The sequence below is a fragment of the Modicisalibacter ilicicola DSM 19980 genome, from assembly GCF_900128925.1.
Taxonomy (GTDB): Bacteria; Pseudomonadota; Gammaproteobacteria; order Pseudomonadales; family Halomonadaceae; genus Modicisalibacter; species Modicisalibacter ilicicola.
The window spans coordinates 26,648-52,250 of record NZ_FQUJ01000018.1 but is presented as its reverse complement, the minus strand read 5'-3'; the positions used below and the strand labels follow the sequence as shown (position 1 = coordinate 52,250).

22 protein-coding genes are annotated in these 25,603 nt (G+C 64.6%); 6 read left to right on the top strand and 16 right to left on the bottom strand.

What is annotated here, in order from left to right; genetic code table 11:
• Positions 1-4: 4 nt before the first annotated feature.
• From BUA41_RS16455 to BUA41_RS16445, 3 genes are all read right to left on the bottom strand, one after another.
• Positions 5-580 carry a manganese efflux pump MntP gene (locus BUA41_RS16455; protein WP_072824847.1) on the bottom strand — a complete coding sequence of 192 codons (576 nt, stop codon included), beginning with the start codon at positions 578-580 and terminating at the stop codon, positions 5-7.
• Between the two features lie 117 nt (positions 581-697).
• Complete coding sequence (locus tag BUA41_RS16450; protein ID WP_072824845.1) at positions 698-2,095, bottom strand: ATP-binding protein; 1,398 nt, start codon at positions 2,093-2,095, stop codon at positions 698-700.
• Entirely contained in the window at positions 2,092-2,754 is a 663-nt protein-coding gene (locus BUA41_RS16445) for a response regulator (RefSeq protein ID WP_072824843.1), read from the bottom strand. The genes BUA41_RS16450 and BUA41_RS16445 overlap by 4 nt, the downstream gene beginning before the upstream one ends.
• A 168-nt stretch (positions 2,755-2,922) precedes the next feature.
• Between BUA41_RS16445 and BUA41_RS16440 the strand changes: the two genes are divergently transcribed.
• From BUA41_RS16440 to BUA41_RS16425, 4 genes are all read left to right on the top strand, one after another.
• A complete protein-coding gene (locus tag BUA41_RS16440; RefSeq protein WP_072824841.1) occupies positions 2,923-3,948 on the top strand; it encodes an NAD-dependent epimerase/dehydratase family protein in 1,026 nt (341 codons plus the stop codon).
• A 40-nt stretch (positions 3,949-3,988) separates the two neighbouring features.
• A complete protein-coding gene (locus BUA41_RS16435; RefSeq protein ID WP_084671762.1) occupies positions 3,989-4,780 on the top strand; it encodes a glycosyltransferase family 2 protein in 792 nt (263 codons plus the stop codon).
• A gap of 136 nt (positions 4,781-4,916) precedes the next feature.
• Positions 4,917-5,210: a lipid-A-disaccharide synthase N-terminal domain-containing protein gene (locus BUA41_RS16430; protein WP_072824839.1), complete on the top strand. Its 294-nt coding sequence runs from the start codon at positions 4,917-4,919 to the stop codon at positions 5,208-5,210.
• Between the two features lie 16 nt (positions 5,211-5,226).
• Complete coding sequence (locus BUA41_RS16425) at positions 5,227-6,945, top strand: ArnT family glycosyltransferase (RefSeq protein ID WP_072824837.1); 1,719 nt, start codon at positions 5,227-5,229, stop codon at positions 6,943-6,945.
• A 158-nt stretch (positions 6,946-7,103) separates the two neighbouring features.
• Here BUA41_RS16425 and iadA read toward each other — a convergent pair whose 3' ends face one another.
• Genes iadA through BUA41_RS16410 form a run of 3 tightly spaced genes read right to left on the bottom strand, consistent with a single transcriptional unit; the run spans position 7,104 to position 11,781 of the window.
• Entirely contained in the window at positions 7,104-8,267 is a 1,164-nt protein-coding gene (iadA, locus tag BUA41_RS16420) for a beta-aspartyl-peptidase (protein WP_084671760.1), read from the bottom strand.
• 44 nt (positions 8,268-8,311) lie between these two features.
• Positions 8,312-10,936 (bottom strand): cyanophycin synthetase, encoded by a 2,625-nt coding sequence (gene cphA, locus BUA41_RS16415; protein ID WP_072824835.1) that lies wholly within the window; start codon positions 10,934-10,936, stop codon positions 8,312-8,314.
• Positions 10,933-11,781, bottom strand: a complete 849-nt coding sequence (locus BUA41_RS16410; protein WP_072824833.1) for a cyanophycinase — start codon at positions 11,779-11,781, stop codon at positions 10,933-10,935. The genes cphA and BUA41_RS16410 overlap by 4 nt, the downstream gene beginning before the upstream one ends.
• 259 nt (positions 11,782-12,040) lie before the next feature.
• Between BUA41_RS16410 and BUA41_RS19630 the strand changes: the two genes are divergently transcribed.
• A complete protein-coding gene (locus tag BUA41_RS19630; protein ID WP_281247860.1) occupies positions 12,041-12,166 on the top strand; it encodes a hypothetical protein in 126 nt (41 codons plus the stop codon).
• Between the two features lie 47 nt (positions 12,167-12,213).
• The gene (locus BUA41_RS16405) at positions 12,214-13,308 is read left to right on the top strand and encodes an ArnT family glycosyltransferase (RefSeq protein ID WP_072824831.1); all 1,095 of its coding nucleotides are present in this window, start codon (positions 12,214-12,216) and stop codon (positions 13,306-13,308) included.
• Here BUA41_RS16405 and BUA41_RS16400 read toward each other — a convergent pair.
• From BUA41_RS16400 to BUA41_RS16355, 10 genes are all read right to left on the bottom strand, one after another.
• Positions 13,305-14,717: an NADH-quinone oxidoreductase subunit N gene (locus tag BUA41_RS16400; RefSeq protein ID WP_084671757.1), complete on the bottom strand. Its 1,413-nt coding sequence runs from the start codon at positions 14,715-14,717 to the stop codon at positions 13,305-13,307. The two genes, BUA41_RS16405 and BUA41_RS16400, sit on opposite strands and share 4 nt — an antisense overlap.
• Positions 14,717-16,204, bottom strand: coding sequence for a complex I subunit 4 family protein (locus tag BUA41_RS16395; protein ID WP_084671754.1), 1,488 nt, complete (start codon positions 16,202-16,204; stop codon positions 14,717-14,719). Before BUA41_RS16395 ends, BUA41_RS16400 begins: the two co-directional genes overlap by 1 nt.
• The gene (locus tag BUA41_RS16390; protein ID WP_072824829.1) at positions 16,201-18,069 is read right to left on the bottom strand and encodes an NADH-quinone oxidoreductase subunit 5 family protein; all 1,869 of its coding nucleotides are present in this window, start codon (positions 18,067-18,069) and stop codon (positions 16,201-16,203) included. Before BUA41_RS16390 ends, BUA41_RS16395 begins: the two co-directional genes overlap by 4 nt.
• Entirely contained in the window at positions 18,069-18,374 is a 306-nt protein-coding gene (gene nuoK / locus BUA41_RS16385) for an NADH-quinone oxidoreductase subunit NuoK (protein WP_072824827.1), read from the bottom strand. Before nuoK ends, BUA41_RS16390 begins: the two co-directional genes overlap by 1 nt.
• Positions 18,375-18,575: 201 nt before the next feature.
• Positions 18,576-19,187 (bottom strand): NADH-quinone oxidoreductase subunit J family protein, encoded by a 612-nt coding sequence (locus BUA41_RS16380; protein ID WP_072824825.1) that lies wholly within the window; start codon positions 19,185-19,187, stop codon positions 18,576-18,578.
• Entirely contained in the window at positions 19,187-20,113 is a 927-nt protein-coding gene (locus BUA41_RS16375) for a complex I subunit 1 family protein (protein ID WP_072824823.1), read from the bottom strand. Before BUA41_RS16375 ends, BUA41_RS16380 begins: the two co-directional genes overlap by 1 nt.
• A complete protein-coding gene (locus BUA41_RS16370; RefSeq protein ID WP_072824821.1) occupies positions 20,110-21,432 on the bottom strand; it encodes an NADH-quinone oxidoreductase subunit D-related protein in 1,323 nt (440 codons plus the stop codon). The genes BUA41_RS16375 and BUA41_RS16370 overlap by 4 nt, the downstream gene beginning before the upstream one ends.
• On the bottom strand, positions 21,423-21,770 hold the full coding sequence (locus BUA41_RS16365) for an NADH-quinone oxidoreductase subunit A (RefSeq protein WP_072824819.1): 348 nt from the start codon (positions 21,768-21,770) through the stop codon (positions 21,423-21,425). Before BUA41_RS16365 ends, BUA41_RS16370 begins: the two co-directional genes overlap by 10 nt.
• 165 nt (positions 21,771-21,935) lie before the next feature.
• Positions 21,936-22,394 (bottom strand): hypothetical protein, encoded by a 459-nt coding sequence (locus tag BUA41_RS16360; protein ID WP_072824817.1) that lies wholly within the window; start codon positions 22,392-22,394, stop codon positions 21,936-21,938.
• Positions 22,395-22,474: 80 nt separating this feature from the next.
• Complete coding sequence (locus BUA41_RS16355; protein WP_072824815.1) at positions 22,475-25,594, bottom strand: efflux RND transporter permease subunit; 3,120 nt, start codon at positions 25,592-25,594, stop codon at positions 22,475-22,477.
• Positions 25,595-25,603 lie beyond the last annotated feature (9 nt).

Below are 25,603 nucleotides of genomic sequence, written 5' to 3'. Positions count from 1 at the left end.
GTGTCTAGAACAGGCCGGCATCACGCATGTGTGAATAGAAGATCGTGACACCGATGGTGATCAGCACCAGGCCGCCCAGGATCTCGGCCCGACGGCCAAGCAACGCGCCGATGCGCGGGCCGATCAACACCCCGAGGGTACTGATGCAGAACGACACCACGCCAACGATGGCCACGGCACTCCAGATATGCACGGACATGAAGGCCAGGGTCACCCCGATGGCGGCCCCATCGATGCTGGTGCCCAGCGCTGCCAGCAAGGTCTTCAGCCCCCCTTTCCCGGCTTCCTCGCAGACGTCCTCGTCGCCATCGCCCAACCCTTCATGGATCATGTGGCCACCCACCGCCCCCAGCAACACCAAGGCGATCCAGTGATCGATGTCGGCGATCAGGCCGGCAAAGCCTGCGCCCAACAGCCAGCCCAGCAGCACCATGCTGGCCTCGACACCGCCGAACACCAGTCCCGTGCGCAGTGCCACGCGCAGGTCGGCACGCCAGCTGCACGCACCGCGCGCAACGCTTACCGCGAAGGCATCCGCCGAGAGCCCCACGGCCATGAAGAAATTCGATACGAGCGTCATGCGTTCAATCCACAGGTCATTGCCGTGCGCATGATACCTGATAAGCACTCGCCTCGCTGAACGGCCGACGGTGACATGATGTCATCCTCGACGGTTCCCATGCCTGGCCTGCACCACTCATGGCGTTGGCCAGAGCAGGCTGGCCTCCAGCCCCTGGGGGGCGCGATTTTTCAATCTCAGTTCGGCATGCTGGCGTCGGGCCAGTTCCACGACGATGGATAGCCCGAGCCCACTGCCCGTGGTGCGCTGATCCGAAGCGCGGCGAAAGCGTTCGGTGACCTTGTCGAGCAGCTCCTCGGGGATCCCCGGGCCGTTATCCCGCACGATGACTTGCGGCCTGTCCTGCCGGCGGCAGAGCTCCACCTCGATGCAGCCACCCTCGGGGGTATAGCGCAGCGCGTTGTCCAGCAGGTTGCGCAACAGGATACCCGCCTCCACCGGATCGGCCTGCACTTCCAGCCGGGTTTCGCCCATCACCAGCAGCTCCTGTCGCCGTGCGTGGGCCAGCGGCCAGAGCTCGGCCGTGAGTTCCACCACGATGGGATAGATGTCGAGTGTCTCCGCCTGGACGGTCGAGGCACGGTCCAAGCGCGCCAGCACCAGCAGCTGCTCCACCACCCGCTGCAGCCGTTCCACGCCGATCGCGGCCTTCTGCAGCGATTGACCTTCGCCAGCCTGGGCGTTGTCGAGATGGATCTTGAGGGCGGCCAGGGGCGTGCGCAGCTCGTGGGCCGCGTCTGCGGTAAAGCGCCGCTCGCGCTCCAATGTCTTGCCCAGCCGGGCGATGAAATCGTTCAGCGCCTGATGCAAGCCGCCGAGCTCCTGGGGGACCGTCAGCTCGATCGGGGTCAGGTCACAGCCATCGCGTCCTTGCACCTGGCGGGACAGCAGCGCAATGGGCGACAGCCCGCGACGGATGATACGAACCATCAGCCACAACAATAGCGGCAGCAGGAGAAGCATCGGCCAGAGATTGTTGAGCGCCACGCGCTCGACGATCTCCTCGAGGAAATCACCACGCACGCCCACCTGAACCCAGGTTGCACTGGGCGCATCGAACAGGCTGAATACCCGCCAGCGATCACCGGCATAATCGACCCACCGGTAGCCCTCCTCGCCCGGGGCAGGAAAGGGAGTGTCGCCATTCCATCTGGCACCGAGCAGGCGCGGGGAACCGTCGGCGTTCCAGAAGCCGATCGACAACACCCGCTCTTCCTCGTGGTAGAGTGCCGCGGGTGGAGCCTGCGGCGAACTGGGCTCGAGCTGGCCGTCGGCGTAGGCCCTGGCCTCGTGCCCCGGCAGCGAGAGGCGCCGGGCGATGCGACGATACTCCTCGCGAGTGGTCGTCGGGGAAACGAGCCCGGCGATGATGCGCCCCTGCAGGCTCAGCTGGGCATCGAGAATCTCTTCGAGTTCATGATCGGTGATCAGGTAGGCCGCAGTGACCGTCAATAGCGCGGTCACCGCCAGCACCAGCGCCAGGGTCCGGGCAAGGTAGCGACGAATGGATCTCATGCGGCCTGGCTATCCAGTCGGTAGCCGATGCCTCGCACGGTGACGATCAGGCCCCGGTCGAGCTTCTTGCGCAGGTGATGCACATGCACTTCGACCGCGTTGGACTCCACCTCCTCGCCCCAGCCGTAGAGCAGGCTTTCCAGCCGCGGCCGCGAGAGCACCTTGTCCGGATGTCGGGCCAGTTCGAGCAGCAGCGCGTATTCGCGCCGGCTCAGCTTGATCTCGCGGCCCTGCCAGCTCACGCAGTGCCGCGCCTCGTCGATGCACAGCTCGCCGAGGGTCAACACCTGCGAGGCCCGCCCCTCGGCACGGCGCGTGACCACCCGCAGCCGGGCCAGCAGCTCCTGCAGATCGAAGGGCTTGAGCACGTAGTCATCGGCCCCGGCATCCAGCCCGCGAATGCGTTCCTCCACGGCGTCCCGTGCCGTCAGGATGAGTATCGGCAGGGATGAGTGCTGCCTGACGCGACCCAACACCTGCATGCCATCCATGTCCGGCAACCCCAGATCGAGGATCATCATCGAAAACGCCTCGCCGCCGAGGGCCGCGATCGCCTCGCTCCCCCTGGTGAACCAGTCGACCACATAGCCCTCTCGTTCCAGGGCGATCTTGATGCCGTCACCCAGCAACGGATCGTCTTCCACCAACAGTATGCGCATGCTTTATCCCCGCGACCCCACCAGGAACACGCCCCTTGGGCCTTGCTTTTACCTAATACACATGGACACGGACATCCACCGTACAAGGCCGAGTGTAGCGACGGGATGCTTAAGCTTCCCTTAAGGCAATCGATGCACACTGATCGAGCTTATCATCAGGAGTAGCTCATGAGGGTCCTCATCACCGGCATGGCCGGGTTCATCGGCCATGCCCTGGCGCGTCGGCTCGCCAGGAACCACGGGCATGAGATCGTAGGAATCGACAACCTCAACGATTACTACGACGTCGCCATCAAGCAGGCGCGGTTGAACGATCTCGCCGACTTCGACAACGTGCGCTTCCAGCGCCTGGATCTCACCGATGAGGCAGGCATGCAGCGACTGTTCGCCGGACCTCGATTCGACTGTGTCGTGCATCTGGCGGCCCAGGCCGGGGTGAGATACTCCCTCGATCATCCGCAGGTCTATGGTCAATCCAATCTGATCGGCCACCTGAATGTGCTGGAGGGGTGTCGCCGGCAACGAGTCGGCCATCTGGTCTATGCGTCATCCAGTTCGGTCTACGGGCTCAATGCCAGGGCGCCCTTTTCGGTCGAGGATAGCGTCGATCAGCCCGTCAGCCTGTATGCCGCCACCAAGAAATCCAACGAACTGATGGCCCATGCCTACTCCCATCTTTACGGCTTGCCCACCACAGGACTGCGCTTCTTTACCGTCTATGGTCCCTGGGGGCGCCCCGACATGGCCCTGTTCAAGTTCACTCGCAACATCCTCGACGGCAAACCCATCGAACTCTACAACCAGGGCGTCATGTCCCGGGATTTCACCTATATCGACGATATTACCGAGAGCATCGTGCGCATCATGGATCTCGCTCCAGAACCCGAGACCAGCGACAATACGCCCTATCGACTCTACAACATCGGTCACGGCAGCCCCGTCAATCTCGTGGAGCTGGTACGCACCCTCGAGGAGGCCACCGGCCTCGAGGCCCGTTGCGACTATCTCCCCATGCAGCCGGGCGACATGCAGCACACCTGGGCAGACGCCGAGCCCCTGTTCGCCGCCACGGGCTTTCGCCCAAGCATCGAGGTGGCCGAGGGAGTGCGACGCTTCGTTGCCTGGTATCGTCGCTATCATGATGGCATCGCCGTTTCGTCCGACGCCAGGCAGTCTTCTTCAAGACTTGGTTAAATACGCCTATCACGCCATTACTTCTTTGGAACCTTCACCCATGCCGCAGCCCTCTCTCTCGATCCTCATTCCCGCCAAGGACGAGGCAGGCAATCTGCCCCAGTTACTGGACGAGATCGCCGCCGCGCTGTCTCAGGAGAATTACGCTCAGGCGGATTACGAGATCCTGGTGGTCGACGACGGTTCGACGGACGCGACCTGGACGCTGCTCTGCCAGCGTGCCGCCCAGGATGCACGGCTGCGCCCGCTGCGTCATGCTCGTAGCGCCGGTCAGAGCACCTCGCTATGGCAGGCCGCCTGGGCGGCCCGGGGCACCTGGCTTGCGACCCTGGATGGCGATGGCCAGAACGATCCCGCCGATCTGCCACGCCTTTATGACAAGGCCCGCCAGGAAGGCATCACCCTAGTCAATGGGCACCGCGTGCAACGTCGCGACACCTGGTTCACGCGATTCTCCTCAAGGGTCGCCAACCGCGTACGATCGGCGCTGCTCAAGGACGATACCCCGGACACCGGCTGCGGCCTCAAGGTCATTCGCCGCGATGCCTTCCTGGCACTGCCCTATTTCGACCACATGCATCGCTTCATTCCCGCGCTGGTCATGGCCCAGGGCGGCAAGTGCGTTTCCGTGCCGGTCAATCACCGCTCCCGCGGCACGGGCAAGTCCCACTACGGCTTGAACAATCGCCTCTGGGTCGGCCTGGTGGATATCGTCGGCGTCATGTGGCTGCGTCGGCGTACCCGGCTGCCGTCACCTCTGGAGAATCATGCAGCCATTCCAGCCGAAAAGGGCGTTTCATCCACACACAACAAGGAATCGCTGAATAAATAGCCGAACGGAATGAAGAACAAGGCGCACGGAACATAAAAGATGAGACATAACTTGGGGTTAGGCGAGTCTTTGAGTACCGTGCAACGCCGTAATTCATCCGTGCAGGCATTTAGTCAGTGGTTCCCAAGGAGCATCCATGACCAATGAATGGCTCTGGCTGGCTATCGGCTTCCTGGGGCAGGCCCTCTTCTCGGCGCGCTTTCTCGTGCAGTGGCTGGCCAGCGAACGCGCCAAGCGCAGCATCGTCCCCACGGCGTTCTGGTTCCTCAGCCTCGGGGGTGGCGCCACGCTGCTGGCCTATGCCCTGTACCGCCGCGACCCGGTGTTCATCGCCGGCCAGGGGGCCGGGCTCTTCATCTATGCCCGCAACCTGATGCTGATTCGCCGCGAAACACGTCAACGGGCAGAAACCCCAGACTCCTCCTCCTGACCGGGATTCGGCTGCCATGCTTCGCCCCCCTTATCTGCGTCACCTGAATCATGCCTATCGCTGGTCATGGCTCGTGGTCATGGCCTTCGCCCTGGTGCTGCTCGGCCTGGGGATAGGCCTGCGTGACCCCTGGCCCGCCGACGAGCCGCGCTTCGCGCTGAACGCCCTGGAGATGCTCGAGACCGGTCAGTTCTGGTTTCCCCACCGGGGCGGCGAACCCTATCCCGACAAGCCGCCACTGTTCATGTGGGCCTCGGCGCTCAGTATCGCCATCACCGGCTCGTTGCGTCTGGGCTTCCTGGTGCCGTCGCTGGTCGGCGCCCTGGGCACCCTGGCGTTGGTGATGGACCTGACACGCCGACTGCACGGCCAGCGCATCGCCCTGCTAAGCGGCCTGGCCCTGCTCGCCACATTACAGTTCGTGCTCCAGGCCAAGGCCGCCCAGATCGACATGCTGCTGACCTTCTTCACCACCCTGGGCACCTACGGACTGCTGCGCCATGCCCTGCTCGGCCCGGCAAGGGCCTGGTGGTTCATCGGCTTCGGCGCCATGGGGCTGGGCATCCTCACCAAGGGGGTCGGCTTTCTGCCCCTGTTGCTGCTGCCTGCCTGGCTATGGTGTGCCTGGCGTGGGCAGGTAACCCGAATCACCTGGAAGGACATGGGGTTGGGCCTGGCCGTGCTACTCGCCGTTGTGGCGCTATGGGCACTGCCGATGATCTTCATCGCCACCTTCGGTGACGATCCGAGCCTCGCGGCCTATCGCGACAACATCCTCTTCAAGCAGACCGGCGAGCGTTACGCCGATGCCTGGCACCATCTCAAGCCCTGGTATTACTACTTGCTCGAGGTGCTCCCCTGGGCCTGGATGCCTTTGGTGCTGGCGCTGCCCTGGGCGATTCCCGCCTGGTGGCGTCGCGCCCGGCGTCACGATGCTCGCCTGCTGCTGCCGTTGAGCGGGGTGATCCTGATCCTCGTGTTCTTTTCGCTGTCGCCGGGCAAGCGCGGCGTCTATGTGCTGCCGACGATTCCCCTACTGGTACTGGCGCTGGCGCCTTTGCTGCCGGGCCTGCTGGGCAAGCGGGGCCTACATTGGCTAGGAGCCGGCGTGCTGACCCTGCTGGGTGGCGTCTTGTTTGCCGCCGGCCTGCTCGGTGCCCTGGGGCTGCCGGCGCTGGCCAGGCTCGCCGAGCGTCACGACATCGTGCCCTGGGCCTGGTGGATCCTGCTCGGTGTCGCGGCGGCGGGGCTGCTGATCTGGCTGCGACCGCGACGTGGCATGCTGGCCCTGCCGCTGTGGCTGGCAGTGTTCTGGGTGACCTGGTCCACCTGGGGCTATGCACTGCAGAACGAGACCCGCTCGCCGCGGCGCATGATGCAGGAGATCGTCTCGATCACCGGTGACGATGCCTGGCTGGCATTGCCGAGCTTCGACGAGGAATTCCTGCTGCAGTCCCGCCAGCCCAGCGTGCACTTCGGCGACCAGACGCCGGTCGATGCCCAGTTCGAGCGCGCCTTCGCCTGGCTCGGAAAGGCACCGAGTCAGCGCTGGATGCTCACCGAACAGCGCCGCACCCGCGACTACCCCTGCATCGATCTGACTCAGGCCTGGGACATGGGGCATCAGAATAGCGACGACTGGTGGTTGATTCCGGGCGCCGCCGTCACGGATTGCGGCGGCGACGAGGAGGCGGCACCGCTGTATGTAGCGCCCACGACACTGAGTGAAGGCTAGGGAATTGTTGAATGAATCGCTGAGCGAGATGAAGTGCAAGGCGCCCGGAGCACAGAAGACGAGACATAACATGGGGTTAGGCGATCTTCGACCGGGCTGGCGCACCAGCACCGCGCAACGCAGCAATTCGCTTGCGCAGCCATTTATGCAGTGATTTCCTAGCGCCCGTCGTAGAGACAGCGACCACCCACGAAGGTGCATTGCGGCTGCAGCGCGTCGTTGAGCAGTGTCACGTCGGCATCGAAACCGACGGCCAGACACCCCTTGCGGTCGTGCAACCCGAGCACCCGGGCCACATGGCCAGAGATCAGGCCCAAGGCCTCTTCGAGCGGCAGCACCTCTTCGTGCACGAGGCGTTGCCAGTCGGCGATCAAGGCGGTGTTGCGCGCCACCCGCATGCCCAGATACGTGCCCTTGGCGTCGAACTCCGGCAGGCTGCCGTTGCAATCGGAACTCAGGGTGATGCGCTCTCGCGGAACCCCCCGATCGAGCAACGACACCACCGCGTCAAAAGCCGAAAGACCCTCTTCCCCGGCGCCCTCGAAGGCGGTTACATCCACGCAGGCATCGAAGGTCAGCGCATAGTTGACAGCCTCCTCCAGCAAGGCACGATGGCGATTCACATGGGTAGGAATCACCTGATCGGCGGGGATCTCGGTCTCCGACAGCAGCCGGCGTAGCGGTTCTAGCCCACGCTGGCCGTCGCCGACATGGAAGTGGCAAATGCCGCGCTTGCCCGCCAGCATGGCGCCAACGCGCACATCACTAACCAGACGCGCGATCTCATCCTGACGCGGCTGGCTCGAGCGATGATCCGAGATCGCCAGCTCACCCAGGCCGATGACTTCGGGAATCCAGGCCAGGTCGCGCTGTAGATCGCCGGTGAGGGTCGGCGGCGGCACACGGTAGGCACCGGTGTACATATAGGCCGAGACGCCTTCTGCGCGTAATCCGCGGACCTTGGCCAGCAGATCCGCCGGCGAGCGGCTGATGCCGTCGGTGCCGAGGACCCCCACGACCGTTCCGATCCCCATGGCGACGATCTCGCGGGCTGTGATCTCGGGGCAGCGAGTGCCGCAACCGCCCTCGCCACCGCCCCCGGTGACATGCACGTGCTGATCGATGAAGGCCGGCACGGCAATGAGCTCGCGAGCCTCGACCAGGTTCACCGGCCACCCTTCTGGCACCTCGTGATCGCGTCCCAGGGCGGCGATTCGTCCATCCGCGATCAGGATATCGGTCTGCTCGAGGGGCTCTGGCGCGTAAATACGACCGACGCGCAACAGGGTCATCAGCGGAGCGTCGTCAGCATGTCGGATCATCACGAAGGGTCACCTGTGACGGTGGATGAAGAAAATAAGGATGTTCAACTGCCGCTGCTCGCCAGGCTCGTCGAGAAACGGCGTCCCTTGAGGCGTTCGATGGCGCCATCGATATCGTCGATCAGCAATACCAGCAAGTCACCTTCATCGGCCTCGTCCAAGGCCCTCCCGACGGCCTGATCCTCCTGCATGACGACCGCGACCTGGCAGTCACCTGGCACCGACTCGGCGCCATCGCGCAGCAGCGCGACGGCCTCTCCGACGGCACGCCCACGCGGGTCGGTCTCGTAGATGAACACCCTGTCGTGCATTCTGGCGAGCTGAGCGCCAAGGGCGAAGAGATCCTCATCGCGGCGGTTGCCTGGGGCGCTGGCCACGCCGATGCGGCGCTTCGCCGGAATGCGGCTCACGAGCTCGCCGAGCGCCTCGAGAGCCGGCACGTTGTGCCCATAATCGATCAGCACCTGCATGCCATCCACTTCGATGAGATTGGTACGCCCAGGATTCTGTCCCGTCGTCGGGTGAAACGTCTGCAGGCCCATCTGAATGTCGGCGATGGAAAGTCCGAGGGCATAGGCAGCAGCGCTGGCGGCCAGCGCATTGGCGACATTGAAGCGGGCATACCCCTCGAAGGTGATCGGCACATCCACGATCGGGATGACCTCGGCCTCGACCTGACCCTGGCGCATCACGAGTCGCTCGTGATGGACGGTGAAGACGACACCATGCGCCGCGACATGCTCACGAACGGCAGGCGAGTCGGGATCGAGGGTGAAGAAGATGACGTCGCCTCGGGCCCATCGACGCCCCTCGAGCACCCGCGGGTCGTCGGCATTGAGGACGGCCGTCCCTCCCGGGCGCACGGCATCGATCACCACCGTCTTGCAGCGGGCCAACTCATCGAGGGTGTGAATATCGTGCTCGCCCAGGTGATCGCTGGCGATGTTGAGCAGCACACCGACATCGCATTCGTCGAAACCGAGTCCACGCCGCATGATGCCGCCCCGCGCCACCTCGAGGACGGCGTACTCGACCGTGGGCTCGCGCAGGACGATCGCCGCCGCCTGGGGCCCGCTGTAGTCGCCGCGCAGGATGACGTGGTTGTCGATCTCGATCGCGCCGGTACAGGCCATGCCGACATTGCGCCCCGCCTGGCGCACCAGATGCGAGAGCAGGCGCACCGTGGTCGTCTTGCCGTTGGTGCCGGTGACCGCGACGATGGGAATGCGTCCGGTGTCGTCGCTGTCCGGAAACAACATGTCGATCACATGGTGGCCGACCTCGCGCCCCTTGCCGTGGGTGGGTGACAGGTGCATGCGAAAGCCGGGCCCGGCGTTGACCTCGACCACTGCGGCGGACTGCTCCTCCAGCGGCCGGGTCAGGGTCTCGGCCAACAGATCGATGCCGATGATGTCGAGTCCGATCAGGCGCGAGATGCGCTCCGCCACATAGCGCACCTCCGGATGGACGTCGTCGGTCACGTCCGTGGCGGTGCCCCCGGTGCTGAGGTTCGCGGTGGGCTTCAGATAGACGATTTGGTCCTTGGGGATGACGCTTTGCAAGGTCAGGTCCCGTTGGCCGAGCAGCCGCTCGGTCTGCTCGTCGAGTTCGATCTGCGTCAATAGGTTCTCGTGCCCAACGCCACGGCGTGGGTCTTGGTTTTCCCTGTCCACCAGCATTTGCAGCGTGGCGCTGCCATCACCGATCACATGCGCCGGACGCCGCCGCGCCGCGGCCACCAGCTTGCCATCGATCACCAGCAGGCGATGATCCTCACCCTTGATGAATTGCTCGACGATCACCGATGGATTGCGCCGAGACGCGATGCTAAAGGCCTCCTGCAATTCGGCGTCGTTCTGGATGTCCGTGCTCACCCCACGACCGTGGTTACCGATCAACGGTTTCACCGCGACGGGATAGCCGATGAGCCGTGCGGCGTCGCGCGCTTCATCGAGGGAGCCGCACACCTTGCCGTAGGGGACCGGGATCCCGGCATCGCCAAGCACCTGCTTGGTCCAGTCCTTGTCGCCGGCGATGCTATGGCCAATTAGATCCGTGCGGCCGGTCACCGTCGCCTGGATGCGCTGCTGACGATGGCCATGGCCCAGTTGAATGTAGCTGCTGTCCTCACTCAAGCGGGTATAGGGTATGTCACGCCGCTCGGCGGCAGCGACGATCGAGGCCGTGGACGGCCCCAGCATATGGGCATCGCGCACCGCCTTCAGTCGAGCGATGATCGCCGGCATATCGATGTCGCCACCATCGAATAGTCGCTCGACCAACGCCACGGCTTCGACGCCCGCCGCCAGCCCACAAGCCTCGTCCCGGTAGCGATAGACGACGTTATAAATCCCGGTTTCGTAGGAATCCACCGTCTTGCCGTATCCCACCGAGAAGCCGATCAGGTTCTGCAGCTCGATCGCCACGTGCTCGACGATATGTCCGGCCCAAGTGCCCCGCGCCACGCGTTCCAGGAAGCCACCGGGCCGGCCGATCGAGCAGCGATGCTCCTGTAGTGTAGGCAAGAGCCCGCTGATGCGCTCGACGATGCCGGGAACGGTATCGCTCGGGCGCGCCTCGAGTTCGCCGATGTCCAGGCGCATGAAGATGGTCAGGTAGCGGCTATAGTAATTCGGACCGCGCAGGGCCCGATGTTCGAGGATGTTCATCGCGACTCCTCGAGCAGGGCGTCGAGGGCGTCGGCGACGAGATAGCGCCGTGCCTCGATATCGAAGCCGTGACCGCTGACCATCGCATGGAGGATCATGTTCTCGATGGCTATCGGCTCTCCCATCGATAGATCGGCGATGTTGGAGCTCGCTAGGTCCCGACTGTCGATGATGATGACATGGCCCGGACCGATGGCCTCGAGGACTCGGTTCGGATGCACGATCACGCCGGCATCCTCGCCCAGCCCAACCCCGAGGTGCTCCGGATTGGTCGCCCCGATTTGCATCAGGCGCGAGAAGCGTCCTCGCTCGAGAAAGTGGCTATCGATGACAAGGCCGTCGACGAAGCCGAGACCGAAGGTCATGTTGACGGCGCCCTTGCGCAGGGCATCTGCGGCGGCGCCGTCGTAGATCATCGTGCCCGGCATGGCCGCCGCCCCCGCGCTGGTGCCGGCCACCACGGCGCCGGCCATCAGGCGTTCGCGGATGGCGTTCAGCACCGCCGAACCGCCGATCACATTGGTCAGGCGAAGCTGATCACCGCCGGTGAAGAAGATCACGCCACTCTGATTGATGAGACGAAGGGTGGCGTCGTCGGCTGCTTGCTGACGATCCTGTATGTCCAGGGTATGAACGCGGCTCGCGCCCAGGCGCTCGAAGGCCGCTTGATAGTCGGGAAGCACCTCATCGGGAATGCTGCTGGCAGTGGCGATCACGGCGACTTCGGCATTGGCCTCGGGCGCCAGGTCGAAGACCCTTTTCAGGATCTCGAGATCGGAGGTCTTGTCCTCGGCACCGCCGATGGCCACGATGCGGCCAGGTGAAACGGGAGGTTGAGACGTCATATCCTCTTCGTCGCCCAGCGACGCTTTTTAAGGAAGCCACGGCTTCAAGTGCCTGCACGCGAAGATCGCCGAATGGCTAGGACGAAGCCTAACGCTTTGACTCCATGGCTTCCCTTATACCACCCCTCTACCAGTGCAACCAGGGCCGCGGCATCGCCACGCCGGCCTCACCCCCAAAATGGCAGCGGTAAGAAAACATTAAGATCGCGGGTCGATACTGACTGCCTGAAAACCTTGGGCCACAGAGAGTCTGCGCTGCATGAATAGAACGACACTTTTGCTCCTCGAGGCAGCGATCGTCGCCGTGACGTACCGTTCCCATGGAAGCCCGGTGCCCATGTCCGTGCTGGCCATATCGAGCATCGTATTGCTGTCGTTGCTCTGACTTGGGCAACGGACACCGACCGCTGCTGCAAGGGACGTCGAGGTCCAATGGCGTGGCTCGATAACAATCACCCGATGAAGCTGTCAGCACTTGTTCTCAATACGCTCACGTTGGCGGTCATCTACCTGCTGATCGGCCTGGTGGCCTTGGCACGTCCGTACATTCCCATCGACGAGACCCGCTATATCAGCGTCGCCTGGGAGATGTGGCAGCACCACCAGTTTCTCGTGCCACACATGAACGGCACCCCCTATTCGGACAAGCCACCGCTGCTGTTCTGGCTGATCCACCTCGGCTGGCAGCTCTTCGGCGTCAATGACACCTGGCCCAAGCTGATCTCGCCGCTGGCTGCCCTCGTGGCTCAGCTGCACCTTCTTCGTATCGCGCGGCGCCTGGGTGACGCCGACTACGCCTGGAAGGCAACGCTCATCCTGGCTGCCACACTACTGTGGCTCACCTACAGCGGCGTGATGATGTTCGATGTGCTGCTCACCGCCTGCGTGCTCGGGACGATCTTGCCGCTGGTCTCGTTCGACTCCCTTCCTGCACGAAATCAGTGGCTCGAGGCCGGGGTATGGCTGGGCCTGGGGCTGGGTTGGGGGCTGGGTTGGGGGCTGTTAGCCGTAGCGGGGTTACTGCTCAGCATCACGGGCAAACCCTTGCTGCGCGAGGGTATCGATCCTATTGGTGCGCTGCTGCTGCTCGCCTTGGCCATCGGAAGCGTTTATCGACACCCCCGATCAACGACGGGAACGCTGCGTAGCATGGTGTTGCTCAACATCTTGGCCTGGGTCCTGGCCGCTTATGTGATGCTCGGCCCCTTGTGGAGCGCCTATGACATCGGCGCGCCATCGCGGGTCATCACCGATTGGCAGGCCGACGGCAAGGCCGTAAGCATCGCAGATTTCGACTATCAGGCCACTTTTGGCTTTGCCGGGCGCCTGGCGAAGCCCTTGCAGGAGATCGACGAAGAAGATATCCAAGCGTGGAGTCAGCGGCATCCCGACGGCCTTATTGTCACCACAGTGAAAGATGCCTCGACCATCCCTGCCGATGCCCAAGCGTTTCGCTACCGGGGGCGCTGGCTGGTGCTGCGCGAGGCGCGCCATTTCCTGACCGCGTCGCAAGCCATACCACCTTAGCCCGCGAAGCGAATGGCTCCCATCAGCCCCAGGCCGGCCTCCGCCCCCAGGCTCGCCACGACGAGCAGGACACCGCTTGCCAGCAGGGCCAGCCAGGACCAGGCGCCGAGTACATGCACCTCGCCTTCGAGTGGCTTGAACATGGTCGCCATGATCACTCGCAGGTAGTAGAACAGCGACAGCACGGTATTGACGGCGGCGATCACCGCCAGCCAGGCATAGCCGCCGGCGATGGTCACCTCGAACAACAGGAACTTGCCGAAGAAGCCCACCAGCGGCGGGATACCGACCAGCGAGAGCAGCGCAAGGATCAGTATCGCTGTCGCGATGGGCTGGGTACGCCCCAGGCCATGGTAATCCGCAAGCGCCGTGCGCCCACGCAGGTGGGTCACCACGGCGAAGGCGGCGAGATTGGCGACAAGATAGGCCGCCAGGAAGGCCAGCAGCGCCGGCAATGCTCGCGGCGCACTGTCCAGCACCACCACCGCCATCAGCGCATAGCCCGATTGGGAGACCGAGGACCAGCCGAGCAGGCGCCGCACATCGGTCTGCCGCAAAGCCGCCAGGTTGCCCAGGGTCATGGTCACCACGGCGATCAAGGCGACGATGATCGGCCAGAGCTGCGACTCGGGCAGCAGCGAGACGAACCGCGCCAGGGCCACCGCGGCGCCGATCTTGGGCGCCACGGTGAGCAGGGCGGCGACCGGCGCCGGGGCGCCCTGGGCGACATCCGGCATCCAGGCATGGCCGGGAAACGCCGCCAGCTTGAAGGTCAGCCCCAGCACGATACAGGCCACCGCCACGCTCAGCGCCAGCGGCGCCGCATCCGGCGAGGCGCTCAACACGGCGGCCGTGCGTGCGTAATCAGTATCGCCGACCAGGCCGAACAGAAGCACCACGCCGACCACCAGCAGCGAGTTGGTCAGCGCACCGATCAGGAAGTACTTCATGCCCGCCTCCAGGGCCGGCGTGAAGCGACGATGGTAGGCGACCAGAGGGTAGCTGGCCGTGGAAGAGAGCAGGATGCCCACCACCAGTTCCATGCTGTCGTTGGCCGAGGCCATCATGATCACGCCGAGCAACGTGAACAGGCACAGGGCATAGTACTCGCCGTGGCGCCGATCGCTGCGCATCCAGTCCGGCGACAGTGCCACGGCGATTGCTCCGCTCAACAGCACCAGCAGCTTGGTAGCGACGGCTGGCGTATCCAGTGCCCAGACACCGGAAAAGGTCACTGCCGGGGGCTGTCGCCATTGCAGCAGGCCGAACCCCGCCGCGAGCGCCAGGGCGACCAGCGCCAGACCGGCGGCCCAGGCCTGGCGCTGGTGCGGCGCGAAGGAGGCGAACAGCACGATAAGCACCGCGCCGACCAGCAGGATGGTCTCGGGGAGCAGGTCACCGATGGGCATCAGCGCACTCCCACCAGCAATGCGGAAGACGCCTCGATCAGGGTCAGCAGGAACTGCGGCGCGACACCGATGACCAGGATGCCCAGGGAAAGAACGCCCAGCACGCCCCACTCGGCCCGTTTCAGCTCGCTAAACCCTCCCAGATGCGAGGGCAGCCGACCGAAGAACAGCCGCCGCAGCATGTCCAGGAACAGCGCCGCGGTGATCAGGATACCCAGCACCCCAAGCACCGCCAGCCAAGGATAGACGGCGAAGGTACCGGCGAACACCTGGAACTCGGCGACGAAACCGGCCAGCCCCGGCATGCCGAGACTCGCGAAGGCGGCCAGCACCGTGAAGCCGGTCAGCAAGGGCGCGCGATGGGCCAGGCCGCCGTAGTGATCCAGTTCGTAGTCGCCGGTACGCTGCCAGAAGGAGCCGCAGATCAGGAACAGCGCCCCGGTGATCAAGCCGTGGGCGACCATCTCCACCGTCGCCCCGGTTAGCGCCAGTTGCCGCGCGGCCTGGTTATCGGCAAAGAATGCCGCCGCCACGGCGATACCCAGTACCGTATACCCCATGTGGTTGATCGAGGTGTAGGCGATGCGCCGCTTGAGGTTGCTCTGCCCCAGGGCCACCAGGGCGCCGTAGAGGATGGCCACCAGCGCGACGATGGCGATGGTCAGCGAATACTCGGCGAAGGTTTCCTGCATCATCGCAAAAGGCAGGCGGATCATGCCGTAGGTGCCCATCTTGAGCAGCACCCCGGCGAGGATCGCCGAGGCCGGGCCCGGGGCATCGACGTGGGCCTGGGGCAGCCAGGTATGCAGCGGCACCAGCGGCGTCTTGATGGCAAAGCCCAGCATCAGCGCCAGGAACACCAGCCCGGCGTAGAGTCCGGTCCCGGCCAGGGGTTGGCGTTCGATCAGCACGCGCATATCGAAGCTGTGCGGCTCGATCGACAGATACAGGCCGATGATCGCCAGCAGCAACAGCAGGGAGCCGGCAAAGGTATAGAGGAAGAACTTGAGCGCCGAGACCTGGGGCGTGCCGTGCCCCCAGCGGCCGATGAGGAAGAACATGCCCACCAGGGTCAGGTCGAAGAACACGTAGAACAGCAGCAGGTCCAGGGTCAGGAAGACGCCCAGGGAGACCGCCTGCAGGAACAGCAGCCAGGCATAATACTGGCGAGGCTGGCCCAGGGTATCCACGGGATAGACGATGGCCGCGACGAACAGCAGCGCGCTCATGGTCGCCACCGCCAGGGCGATGCCATCCACCCCCACCCGGTAGGCGACCCCGATGCTCGGCACCCATTGCAACTCGTCGACATGCTGGAAGAGCGGCCCTGCCGGATCGAAGCCGACCCAGGCGACGACCAGCGCCAGCAGCGACAGCGCGGCCATCACCGCCGCCCATAGCCGTGCCCGCGCCTCGCTCCAGCGGGGGAAAGCGGCAAGCGCGACAGCGCCCAGCAGGGGGACGATCCAGGCGACGGTGAGAATCACAGCAAGGCTCCTATCAACAGGATGGCGAAAATGACGACGAGGCCCAGGCTAATGCCGGCGTAGTAATGATGGGTCTGGCCGCTCTGGGCCTGGCGCGCCCAGCGGCCGCCCCATTCGCTCAGGCGGGTCGCCATGCCGGGCACGCCCTCGGCGAAGGCCTCTCCTTCCCGAGCATGGCGCCGTGCCAGCCACTGGCCGAAGCGTGCCGTGCCGCGTAGCCCGGCATCCACGACCCGGTCATCGAAACGGGCAAGTGCGCGGCCCAGCAGCAGGGCACCCATCGCGACGCCTTGAATCACTGCCGGCAGGCCGAACCAGGTGGATGCCCAGGATTCCCAGGCACTCAACCGGCGTCGGCGGCGCGTCAGGATGAATCCCACGGCGATGCCCAGCACCACCAGCGCTAGCGAGAGGATCAGCTCCCAGGGCTTTCCTTCTGGCAGTTGCCGGGGCAAGGCCTCGGCCAGCCACGTCTGTGCCCCGGGCCACCAGGCCAGCGACAGCAGTAGCGTCACCCCGGCCAGAAACACCAGCGCCCCGCTTTCAGCCCGGGACGGACGAGGGCCCTGCGGCAGCATCGTGGGGTCACGGCGCAACGGGCGACCGTAGGCCAGCAACTGAAAGCGCGTGGCATACAGCGCGCTCAAGCCTCCGGCGAGCACCACCAGTACCGCCAGCCAGGCCGCCTGATGGCCCGCTGCTGCCGCGATCTGCTCCTTGCTCCAGGCTGCCCCCAAGGGAATCACGCCCGCCAGGGCCAGGCTCGGCACGGCGGTGGCCAGCGCGATGCCCGGCAAGCGACTTCCCTGGCGCATGTCGCGCAGGTCGTAACTGCCGGTCTGGCGCTCGGCAAGCCCCGCCGCCAGGAACAAGCCGGCCTTCAAGAAGGCATGGGCGACAAAGTGCAACAGGGCCACGCCGGGAAAACCTGCTCCCACCGCAACCCACATCAAGCCGTACTGGGCCGAGGTGGAGGCCGCCAGCAGCTTCTTGGCATGATCCTGGAATGCCCCGACCACGCCACCGGCCAGCGCGGTGGCAAGCCCCAGGCCGATGACCAGCGGCGCGAACCAGTCGACGGCGGATAGGACGGGTTGCAGGCGTGACAGCAGATAGATGCCTGCCGCCACCATGGTCGCAGAATGCAACAGGGCCGAGACGGGCACTGGACCCGCCATGGCGGCGAACAGCCAGGAAGAGAACGGCAGCTGCGCCGACTTGGCCGCCGCCGCCAGCAGGATGCCGGCCACTGCCATACTCAACAAGTCGCCGTCGAGTGCCGCCAGATCGGCATAGCCGAAGCCGCCCGTGCCGGCGAACACCGCCGCCGCGGCGATATACAACCCCAGATCGCCGAAGCGGGTGACCAGGAAGGCCTGAACCGCCTCCTTGGGTACTTCCGCCTGCCCCCACTTATGGGAAATCAGCGCCCAGGAGCAGGCGCCGACCAGTTCCCAGGCGATCAGCAGCGTCAAGAAATCACCCGCCAACACCAGCAGCTGCATGGCGCCGACGAAGCCCAGCAGCAACCCGATCAAACGCGCGCCCTGGCGGCTGCCACGACGATAGCCGGTGCGCAGGGCCACCTCGTGATACCCGGCGTAGACGACGATGGGCAGTGCAATCAGCGGTATCGTAAGGGCAAAGACGCTACCGGCGGTGGAGAGCTCGAGGGTCAATACCAGGGTCTCGCTCCAGGCATGGCCGCCCTGCCAGTCATTCGTCACCGCCAGCCCGGCCAGCCCCAGCGTGACCAGCAGGACAAGTGCCGCCGCAAGCGCCAGTCCACCACGGCTCAGGTGTCGGCCACCCAGATAGAGCAGGGTCGCGCCCAGTAACGGAAACAGCGCAAGCGTCCACAGCATCAGTGCTTCAACCCCGTGATGCCTTCGGTCACATCGGCCTGCTTGGTGCGGAACACCGCCACCACCAGGGCAAAGCCCATGGCCATCTCGATGGCCATCACCGCCATGACCACGATCGTCAGCAACTGGCCCTCCGGTGCGCCGGCGCCGCTCAGGGCCCAGAAGGCCACGGCGGCCAGCATGACACCGTTCAAGATCAGCTCGAGGCCCATCATCAGCATCACGAAGGACTGCTGGGAGAGCGCGCCGTAGAAGCCGATGCCGATCAGTGCGGCGGCGAGCAATAAGAGAGTCGCCAGTGTCATTTTTACCTCCTTGTGCTGCAGGCTATTGCAGTTAGTCGCGGCGAGGAGCGCCGGGGACAGGTCGAAGAGGGGGTCCTGCGCCAGGTAGGGCGCAGGTAGCGTCCAGGGATGGATTCATAGCGCCCCCTCGTAGACCTGTTGCCGGATCAGCTCCGAGTGTTCAAACCGACTTCAATAGCCCTGCTCCGTGTCCAACTCCCCTCAATGGCAATGATGATGACCACCCTCATCCCCTTCCTCGGGCATGCCCGCCGGGTCGCCGCCCGGTTCGAGCCCCGGCGGCATCGAGCCCTCCTCGGCGGCGCCATAGCGCCCCCGATGACTCGACAGCACCACCACGCCGATCATGGTGGTCAGCAGCACGATGCCCGCGGACTCGAAGATCAGCATCGAGTCGCCGAGCAGCTCGTTGCCCAGGGACGCCACCGGGTCGAGATCCGCCGGCAGGGGGTTGTCGGGAAACTCCGACAGCAGCGCCACACCCCCCAGGACGACGAAGATCGCCACCCCGGCGGCGATGGAAAACTTGTGCTGGTGAACCATCATCATCGGATTCAGCCCCGCCGGGTTCATCATGAACATGACCATGAAGATCGCCATGACCATCATCTCCACGGCCATCATGAAGAACATCGCCACCCCCAGGTATTCCGCCGTCAGCAGGATCATGATCACGCCCACGGCGATGAACGACACCAGCAGGAAGAAGGAGGCGCGCACCATGGAATCGGTGCAGAACACCCGCCAGCCCGAGACCACCGCCAGGGTGGCCAGCAGCAGAAAGAAGATATCGACGATAAGCGGATAATCCATTAAAGAAGAGCCTCCACGCCCGCCCAGATCAGATCGACGAAGGACAATGGCAACAGCACCACCCACATCAGGGTGACGCAGCGCTCCGGCTGCACGCGAGGCAGTAGCCGGCCGAGCAGCAACAGCACGGCGAGCACCCCGAGCATCTTGAGCATTACCCACAGCGGTCCCGGCAGCCAGGGGCCCAGCCAGCCCCCGAGAAAGGCGCTGGCCGCCACGCCGCTGAAGGCCACCAGCATCGCCGCCCGGGCCAATTCCCAGACCAGCCGCGACGGGCCGGATACCGTCGATGCCGTGCCCCCGGCCAGATCCCGGGAGTCCGCCAGGTTGAACGGCCCCCAGAAGGTCATGCCCAGCCCGACGATCAGGAACAGCGGCAGCCCCAACGGCTGGCGAATCACGTTCCAGAGCCCCTCCTGGGAAGCGACCACCTGGCTGAATTGCAGCGACTCCGCCGGCAGCGCCACGCCGATCAGCACGAACATGCTGATCAGGATGTAGGAGAGCCCCAGGGCCACGTAACGGTAGGCACCTATCAGCGCCAGCAAGGTATTGGCGGACCAGCCGTGCAGGAAGATCACCACCGTGGCCAGGGCCTCCACGCTGCCCCACAGCACCACACTGGTGACCAGATCGGTGGGGATCAGCGTCGGCGAGAAGGGCACCACCGCCAGCCCGGTCGCGGCCAGGGCCAGATAGAGTGCCGGGGCCAGACGCCAGGCACGCCAGTCCGGCGCTTCGGTGGCATTGGCCTGCTGGGTGAGCAGCCAGGCGCCCTGGGTCAGCGGCGCCAACCAGGCCCCCCCGCGTTGAGGCGTTCCGAGGGCGGCGGCGATCATCCCATCGATGACCGCCACCAGATAGGCGCCGACCACGAGAACGATCGTCACAAGAATCACCGGCAGGATCAGCTCATTGACTATCATGCCCGGCGCTCCTCGGCAGCGTCGGCCCCATCCCCAGGCGCTTCCCCAAGCTCTTGCGTCACGTCCTGGGGCCATTCCGAGACCGCCGCCAGATCCAGGCTCGCGAGGGTGGTCATCGCCTCGTCCCATTCCAAGCCGGGCAGCAGATCATCAATCACGCCGCTGGCATCCCCGGGCCGCTGTTCTCCCCAGGGGCCGCGCGGCGTCTCGATGGCTTCAGTCGTCTCACTGTACAGCCCCTCCCGTTCGGCCTGGCGCGCCAACTGCAAGGACTGCTCGATTTCCGCCAGGGTCTGGCACCAGCGGGCATTGGTATCGCCGTCGCTCTGTACGACCGGCGTGAACTTCAATCGACCATAGGCGGCGTCCTGACTGCGCAGATCCTCCTCGAGCCCCGCGGCCCTGGCCGCAACGCCGCCTACCCGACGGGCCAACGTTTCGTCGAGCCAGCCGCGCCCGGTGGTCGTCAGGCGGAAGAAGCCGCAGCGCGTCAGGCGTCGGCGCAGCCCCTCCAACCGGCTGTCGGGGCTCAATCCTTGGGCCAGGCGCAAGCTTTCCAGTGCCAGGCGTTCGAGGCCGGCCAGGCGCAGGGCAAATGCCAGTCGCTGAAGGTGGTAACGCGCCCGGGCGAGCTCGAGTTCCGCGATGGGCACCGGGTGCTCTCGGGCCTCAAGAAACACACTCTCGAGTGCGATGGGGTATGGAGCGTGCTGGGTGATCCAGCTCTGCACGAGATCCCCTTGCAGGGTCACCTTCGCGCCCAACCCGGGGGGCAGCATGGGCAGGAAGGGGCCCAGGGTGACGGTGAGCGAATCCAGGGTCAGGCCATCGCGGATGTCATCGTGCATGTTCATGGCCATGGGCCGGCCGTAGGGCACGCCGCCCATCATGCCTTCGCCGCCATGACCGTCGTCCCCCAGCCCTTCCCAGGGGTTGGGGGGCTCATCCGGCAACAGGCGCGGCGAGCTGCCGCGCTTCCCACGCATCAGCTCCTGGTGGGCGGTCATCAGCGTCCCGGGCAGGGCGTCGGGGTCATCGACGCGGGTGGCACTGGCGAGTTCGGCCAGGGGCTCGCTGCGGTACCACAGGGTGGCAAAGGGATTGGGCAGTTGATCGTGCACCCGGCGCAGGGCGTCGTGCTGATCCGGCGGCACGCCTCCCGCCACCAGCAGGATGCTGGCATGGCGCGGGGAATCCACCAGCTCGACGCCCGGCGTCAGCGTCAGGCGATGCAGGGCCGCTTCGCCCTGGATTCCGCGAACCGGAAACACCGGCACGCTGGATTGCGCCGCCAGGCGAGAAAGCCAGCTCACTGCCACTTGAACACCCCCTCGCGCCAACCGTAGACGATGCCCACGGACAAGATGGCCAGGAACATGCCCATCTCCATCACCGCCTTCATGCCCTGCTCGACAAACACCACCGCCCACGGGTACATGAACATCATCTCCATCTCGAAGGCGATGAGCAGCAGCGTCATGGGGTAGTAGCGGACGTGGAAGCGGCTCCAGGCGTGGGTCTCGGGCAGACCGCCCCCCAGAAAGGGCGCCCGCTGGGGATAGGTCGGCATCGGCTGACGGCGCAGGGGCAGCCATTGGATCAGCAGCCCCAGGCCGGCAGCGATCAGCAGAATGAAGAAGAGTGTGAGCAGCTCCATGCGAATCCCTCGCGTTGCTGGCCCGACGACAGCAGCCAGCTCGTCCCTGTCTTCCTGGCACGATAGAAAGCCGTTATATGGCAGACGCCTATAAAGCTAGATCAATAAGCACCTCGCGTAAAACGCTAGCCTTCTTTCCTGAATAGAAGCTGAACAGCTTCCTCTTCAGAGATCCTCCATCCTCCCGGCGTCGCGAGCCATGCGCATGGCCTCATGCTCCTCCAGCTCGATGAGGTTTGCCAGCAGCTCCCGAGTGGAGTTCACCTCGGCACGCGAGTGCAGATAGCGATAGAGGTCGGTGACCTTCTCGTGCAAGGCCAGCACGGCGGACATGATGTCGCGCGTGTCCATGTTGCGGAAATCCTCGTTGCACTGCTCGTGAGGCTTGACCGGGTAGCGCTCGAAGTATTCGTAGCACCAGGTGTGCAGCGCCGAGGGAGAGGCGTCCTGTTTCGTCAGCTCGAGGACACGACTCAGCTCCCGTTCATGCTCGGCCAGGTAATCCAGCAGCATCCTGACCCTCTCCTGGTCGGCCCCTTTCGAACAGTGGGCCATGCAGTCGGCCAGATTGCCGTGCACGGCACGCGTCCAGTCCAGCACGTCACCTATGGTCTCAACTTGCATCTTCGCCTCCCGACGCTACTTGTCTTGAAATCAAATCGATGCCCACTCGCTACGACTCTACGCTTGATGATACCTCGCCCTCACCGCAGAGCCGCCTTGCGCCACAGGAAATAGGAGGCCGGCAGGACCAGCAGCGTCAGCAGCACCGCGCTTATCATTCCTCCTACCATGGGGGCGGCGATCCGGCTCATCACCTCGGAGCCGGTCCCCGAGCCATACATGATGGGCAACAAGCCCACGATGATGGCGGCGGCGGTCATCATCACCGGTCGCACGCGCAACCCGGCGCCATGCAGCACCGCATGGCGCAAGGTCTCCGTTCGCGGCTCGACCTCGTGACTCCGGCAACGCTCCAGCATCTCGCGGTAAGCCTGGTTCAGGTAGACCAGCATGATGACGCCGATCTCGACGGCGACCCCGGCCAGGGCGATGAACCCCACACCGACGGCTACCGAGAAATTGTAGCCCAGCAGATACATCAGCAGGATGCTCCCCACCATTGCCAGCGGCAAGGTGCCCATGATGATGGCCACCTCGGCCAGACTGCGGAAGTTCATGTACAGCAATATGATGATAATTGCTAAGGTCAGAGGCACCACATAGGTCAGCTTGGCCTTGGCGCGCTGCATGTACTCGTACTGACCGGACCAGGTGACGGAATAACCGGCGGGCAGGTCGAGTTCCTCACGCACCACCGCCTGAGCCTGCCGAACATAACTGCCGATGTCCACGTCGGCGATATCGACGAAGGTCCAGCCGTTGAGGCGAGCGTTCTCGCTCTTGATGCCGGGCGGCCCATCCTCTACCACGACCTCCGCCACATCACCCAGGGAAATACGCTGGCCGTCCGGCGTGACGATCGGCAGCAGGGAGAGCTGTTCGGGGGAGCTGCGATAATCCTGGGGATAACGCAGGTTGACCGGGTAACGCTCCAGCCCCTCGACCGTTTGCGTGACGTTCATGCCGCCGATCGCCGTCGAAACAACCTGCTGCACATCGGCGATATTCAGCCCGTACCGAGCGGCCTTCTCGCGATCGATGTCCGCCTTGATGTAACGGCCGCCGGCGACCCGTTCCGAGTACACCGAGGCGGTGCCCGGCACGTCGGCGAGGATCGTCTCGAGCTGCTGGCCGATGCCCTGGATGGTCTTCAGGTCGGGCCCGGCGACCTTGATGCCCACCGGGGTCTTGATACCAGTGGCCAGCATGTCGATACGGGTCTTGATCGGCATCACCCAGGCGTTGGTGACCCCCGGGAACTTGACCAGACTATCCAGTTCCTGCTTTAGCTTCTCGGTGGTCATGCCCTCGCGCCACTCATCCCGTGGCTTTAGCTGGATGAACGTCTCGATCATGGTGAGCGGCGCCGGGTCCGTGGCGGTTTCGGCACGCCCGATCTTGCCGAACACCGTCTTCACCTCCGGGACGGTATAGATAAGCTTGTCCGTCTGCTGCAGCAGCTCGCGGGCCTTGCCGATGGAGATGCCCGGGTAGGTGGTGGGCATGTACATCAGGTCGCCCTCATCCAGATTTGGAATGAATTCGCTGCCGATCTGCGTCGCCGGCCAGAGCCCGACCACCGTGACAAGCCCCGCCGCCGCCAGGGTCGACTTCGGGAACCGCAGGACCCCGCGCAATACCGGCATGTACAGGGCGATGAGCAACCGGTTGAGCGGGTTCTTGTGCTCCGGCAACACCTTGCCACGGATGAAGTAGCCCATCAGCACCGGCACCAGGGTCACGGCCAGGGCCGCGGAGGCCGCCATGGCATAGGTCTTGGTGAAGGCCAGCGGCGAGAACATGCGACCTTCCTGGGCCTCCAGGGTGAACACCGGGACGAAGCTGACGGTGATGATCAACAGGCTGAAGAACAGTGCCGGGCCCACTTCGCTGGCGGACTCCGCGACGATCCTCCAGCGGTTTTCCCGGGTCAGCGGCGTTCGCTCCATGTGCTTGTGCATGTTTTCGATCATCACGATGGCACCGTCGATCATGGCGCCGATGGCGATGGCGATACCGCCGAGGGACATGATATTGGCGTTGATGCCTTGCAGGTGCATGACGATGAAGGCGACCAGGATGCCCACGGGCAGGCTGACGATGGCCACCAGGGAAGAGCGGACATGGAAAAGAAACACCACGCACACCAGGGCGACGACGATGAACTCTTCCAACAGCTTGTACCAGAGATTCTCCACCGCGCTATCGATCAGGCCGGAGCGGTCGTAGACAGGTACGATCTCGACCCCCGCGGGCAGCCCCTGCTTGAGTTCCTCGAGCTTGGCCTTGACCCCTTCGATGGTCTTCTGCGCGTTCTCGCCGAAACGCATGACGACGACGCCACCCACGGTTTCACCCTCGCCGTTGAGCTCCGCCAGGCCCCGGCGCATCTGCGGGCCAAGACTGATGTCGGCCACATCCTTCAACAGCAGCGGCGTGCCGTTGGCGTCCATCCCCAAGGGAATACTGGCGAGATCCTCGACGCTCTGGATATAGCCGGTGGCACGAATCATGTACTCGGCCTCGGCCATTTCCACCACCGAGGCGCCGACCTCCTGGTTGCCCCGCTCGATCGCCACCTGGATCTTCGACAGCGGAATGTCGAAGGCCCGCAGCTTTTCCGGGTCCACCTGCACCTGATACTGCTTGACCATGCCGCCGATGGCCGCGACTTCGGACACCCCCGGCACGGTTTGCAGCTCGAACTTGAGGAACCAGTCCTGGAGGCTACGCAACTGGCTGATATCGTGCTCGCCGGTTCTATCCACCAGGGCGTAGAGATAGACCCAGCCCACGCCGGTCGCATCCGGGCCGAGTTGCGGTCGGGCGTTGGAAGGTAGCGTCGGCGCCACCTGGCTCAGGTATTCCAGGACCCGGCTGCGCGCCCAGTAGGGGTCGGTCTCTTCGTCGAAGATCACGTAGACGTAGGAGTCGCCGAAGAACGAATAGCCGCGTACCGTTACCGCCCCCGGCACCGACAACATCGCGGTAGTCAGCGGATAGGTGACCTGATCTTCCACCACCTGGGGCGCCTGGCCGGGGTAGCTCGTCTTGACGATCACCTGGACGTCGGAGAGATCGGGAAGCGCATCGACCGGCGTGTTCTTCAATGAGAACAGCCCACCGCCAATCACGATAAAGGTGGCCAGCAACACGAAGAAGCGGTTGCTGACGGACCAGCGAATAATGGAGGCAATCATTGTTCAACG

Excerpts from the sequence above, each read along its gene's own strand:
- iadA (WP_084671760.1), bottom strand. The coding sequence starts at position 8,267 with ATGATCCGACATGCTGACGACGCTCCGCTGATGACCCTGTTGCGCGTC.
- BUA41_RS16445 (WP_072824843.1), bottom strand. The coding sequence starts at position 2,754 with ATGCGCATACTGTTGGTGGAAGACGATCCGTTGCTGGGTGACGGCATC.
- BUA41_RS16410 (WP_072824833.1), bottom strand. The coding sequence starts at position 11,781 with ATGACGTCTCAACCTCCCGTTTCACCTGGCCGCATCGTGGCCATCGGC.
- BUA41_RS16365 (WP_072824819.1), bottom strand. The coding sequence starts at position 21,770 with ATGGAGCTGCTCACACTCTTCTTCATTCTGCTGATCGCTGCCGGCCTG.
- BUA41_RS16400 (WP_084671757.1), bottom strand. The coding sequence starts at position 14,717 with ATGCCCATCGGTGACCTGCTCCCCGAGACCATCCTGCTGGTCGGCGCG.
- BUA41_RS16440 (WP_072824841.1), top strand. The coding sequence starts at position 2,923 with ATGAGGGTCCTCATCACCGGCATGGCCGGGTTCATCGGCCATGCCCTG.
- BUA41_RS16425 (WP_072824837.1), top strand. The coding sequence starts at position 5,227 with ATGCTTCGCCCCCCTTATCTGCGTCACCTGAATCATGCCTATCGCTGG.
- BUA41_RS16360 (WP_072824817.1), bottom strand. The coding sequence starts at position 22,394 with ATGCAAGTTGAGACCATAGGTGACGTGCTGGACTGGACGCGTGCCGTG.
- BUA41_RS16430 (WP_072824839.1), top strand. The coding sequence starts at position 4,917 with ATGACCAATGAATGGCTCTGGCTGGCTATCGGCTTCCTGGGGCAGGCC.
- nuoK (WP_072824827.1), bottom strand. The coding sequence starts at position 18,374 with ATGACACTGGCGACTCTCTTATTGCTCGCCGCCGCACTGATCGGCATC.
- BUA41_RS16355 (WP_072824815.1), bottom strand. The coding sequence starts at position 25,594 with ATGATTGCCTCCATTATTCGCTGGTCCGTCAGCAACCGCTTCTTCGTG.
- BUA41_RS16435 (WP_084671762.1), top strand. The coding sequence starts at position 3,989 with ATGCCGCAGCCCTCTCTCTCGATCCTCATTCCCGCCAAGGACGAGGCA.
- BUA41_RS19630 (WP_281247860.1), top strand. The coding sequence starts at position 12,041 with ATGAATAGAACGACACTTTTGCTCCTCGAGGCAGCGATCGTCGCCGTG.
- BUA41_RS16450 (WP_072824845.1), bottom strand. The coding sequence starts at position 2,095 with ATGAGATCCATTCGTCGCTACCTTGCCCGGACCCTGGCGCTGGTGCTG.
- cphA (WP_072824835.1), bottom strand. The coding sequence starts at position 10,936 with ATGAACATCCTCGAACATCGGGCCCTGCGCGGTCCGAATTACTATAGC.
- BUA41_RS16405 (WP_072824831.1), top strand. The coding sequence starts at position 12,214 with ATGGCGTGGCTCGATAACAATCACCCGATGAAGCTGTCAGCACTTGTT.
- BUA41_RS16455 (WP_072824847.1), bottom strand. The coding sequence starts at position 580 with ATGACGCTCGTATCGAATTTCTTCATGGCCGTGGGGCTCTCGGCGGAT.
- BUA41_RS16380 (WP_072824825.1), bottom strand. The coding sequence starts at position 19,187 with ATGGATTATCCGCTTATCGTCGATATCTTCTTTCTGCTGCTGGCCACC.
- BUA41_RS16390 (WP_072824829.1), bottom strand. The coding sequence starts at position 18,069 with ATGCTGTGGACGCTTGCGCTGTTTCCGTTACTGGGCGCGACCCTGCTC.
- BUA41_RS16375 (WP_072824823.1), bottom strand. The coding sequence starts at position 20,113 with ATGATAGTCAATGAGCTGATCCTGCCGGTGATTCTTGTGACGATCGTT.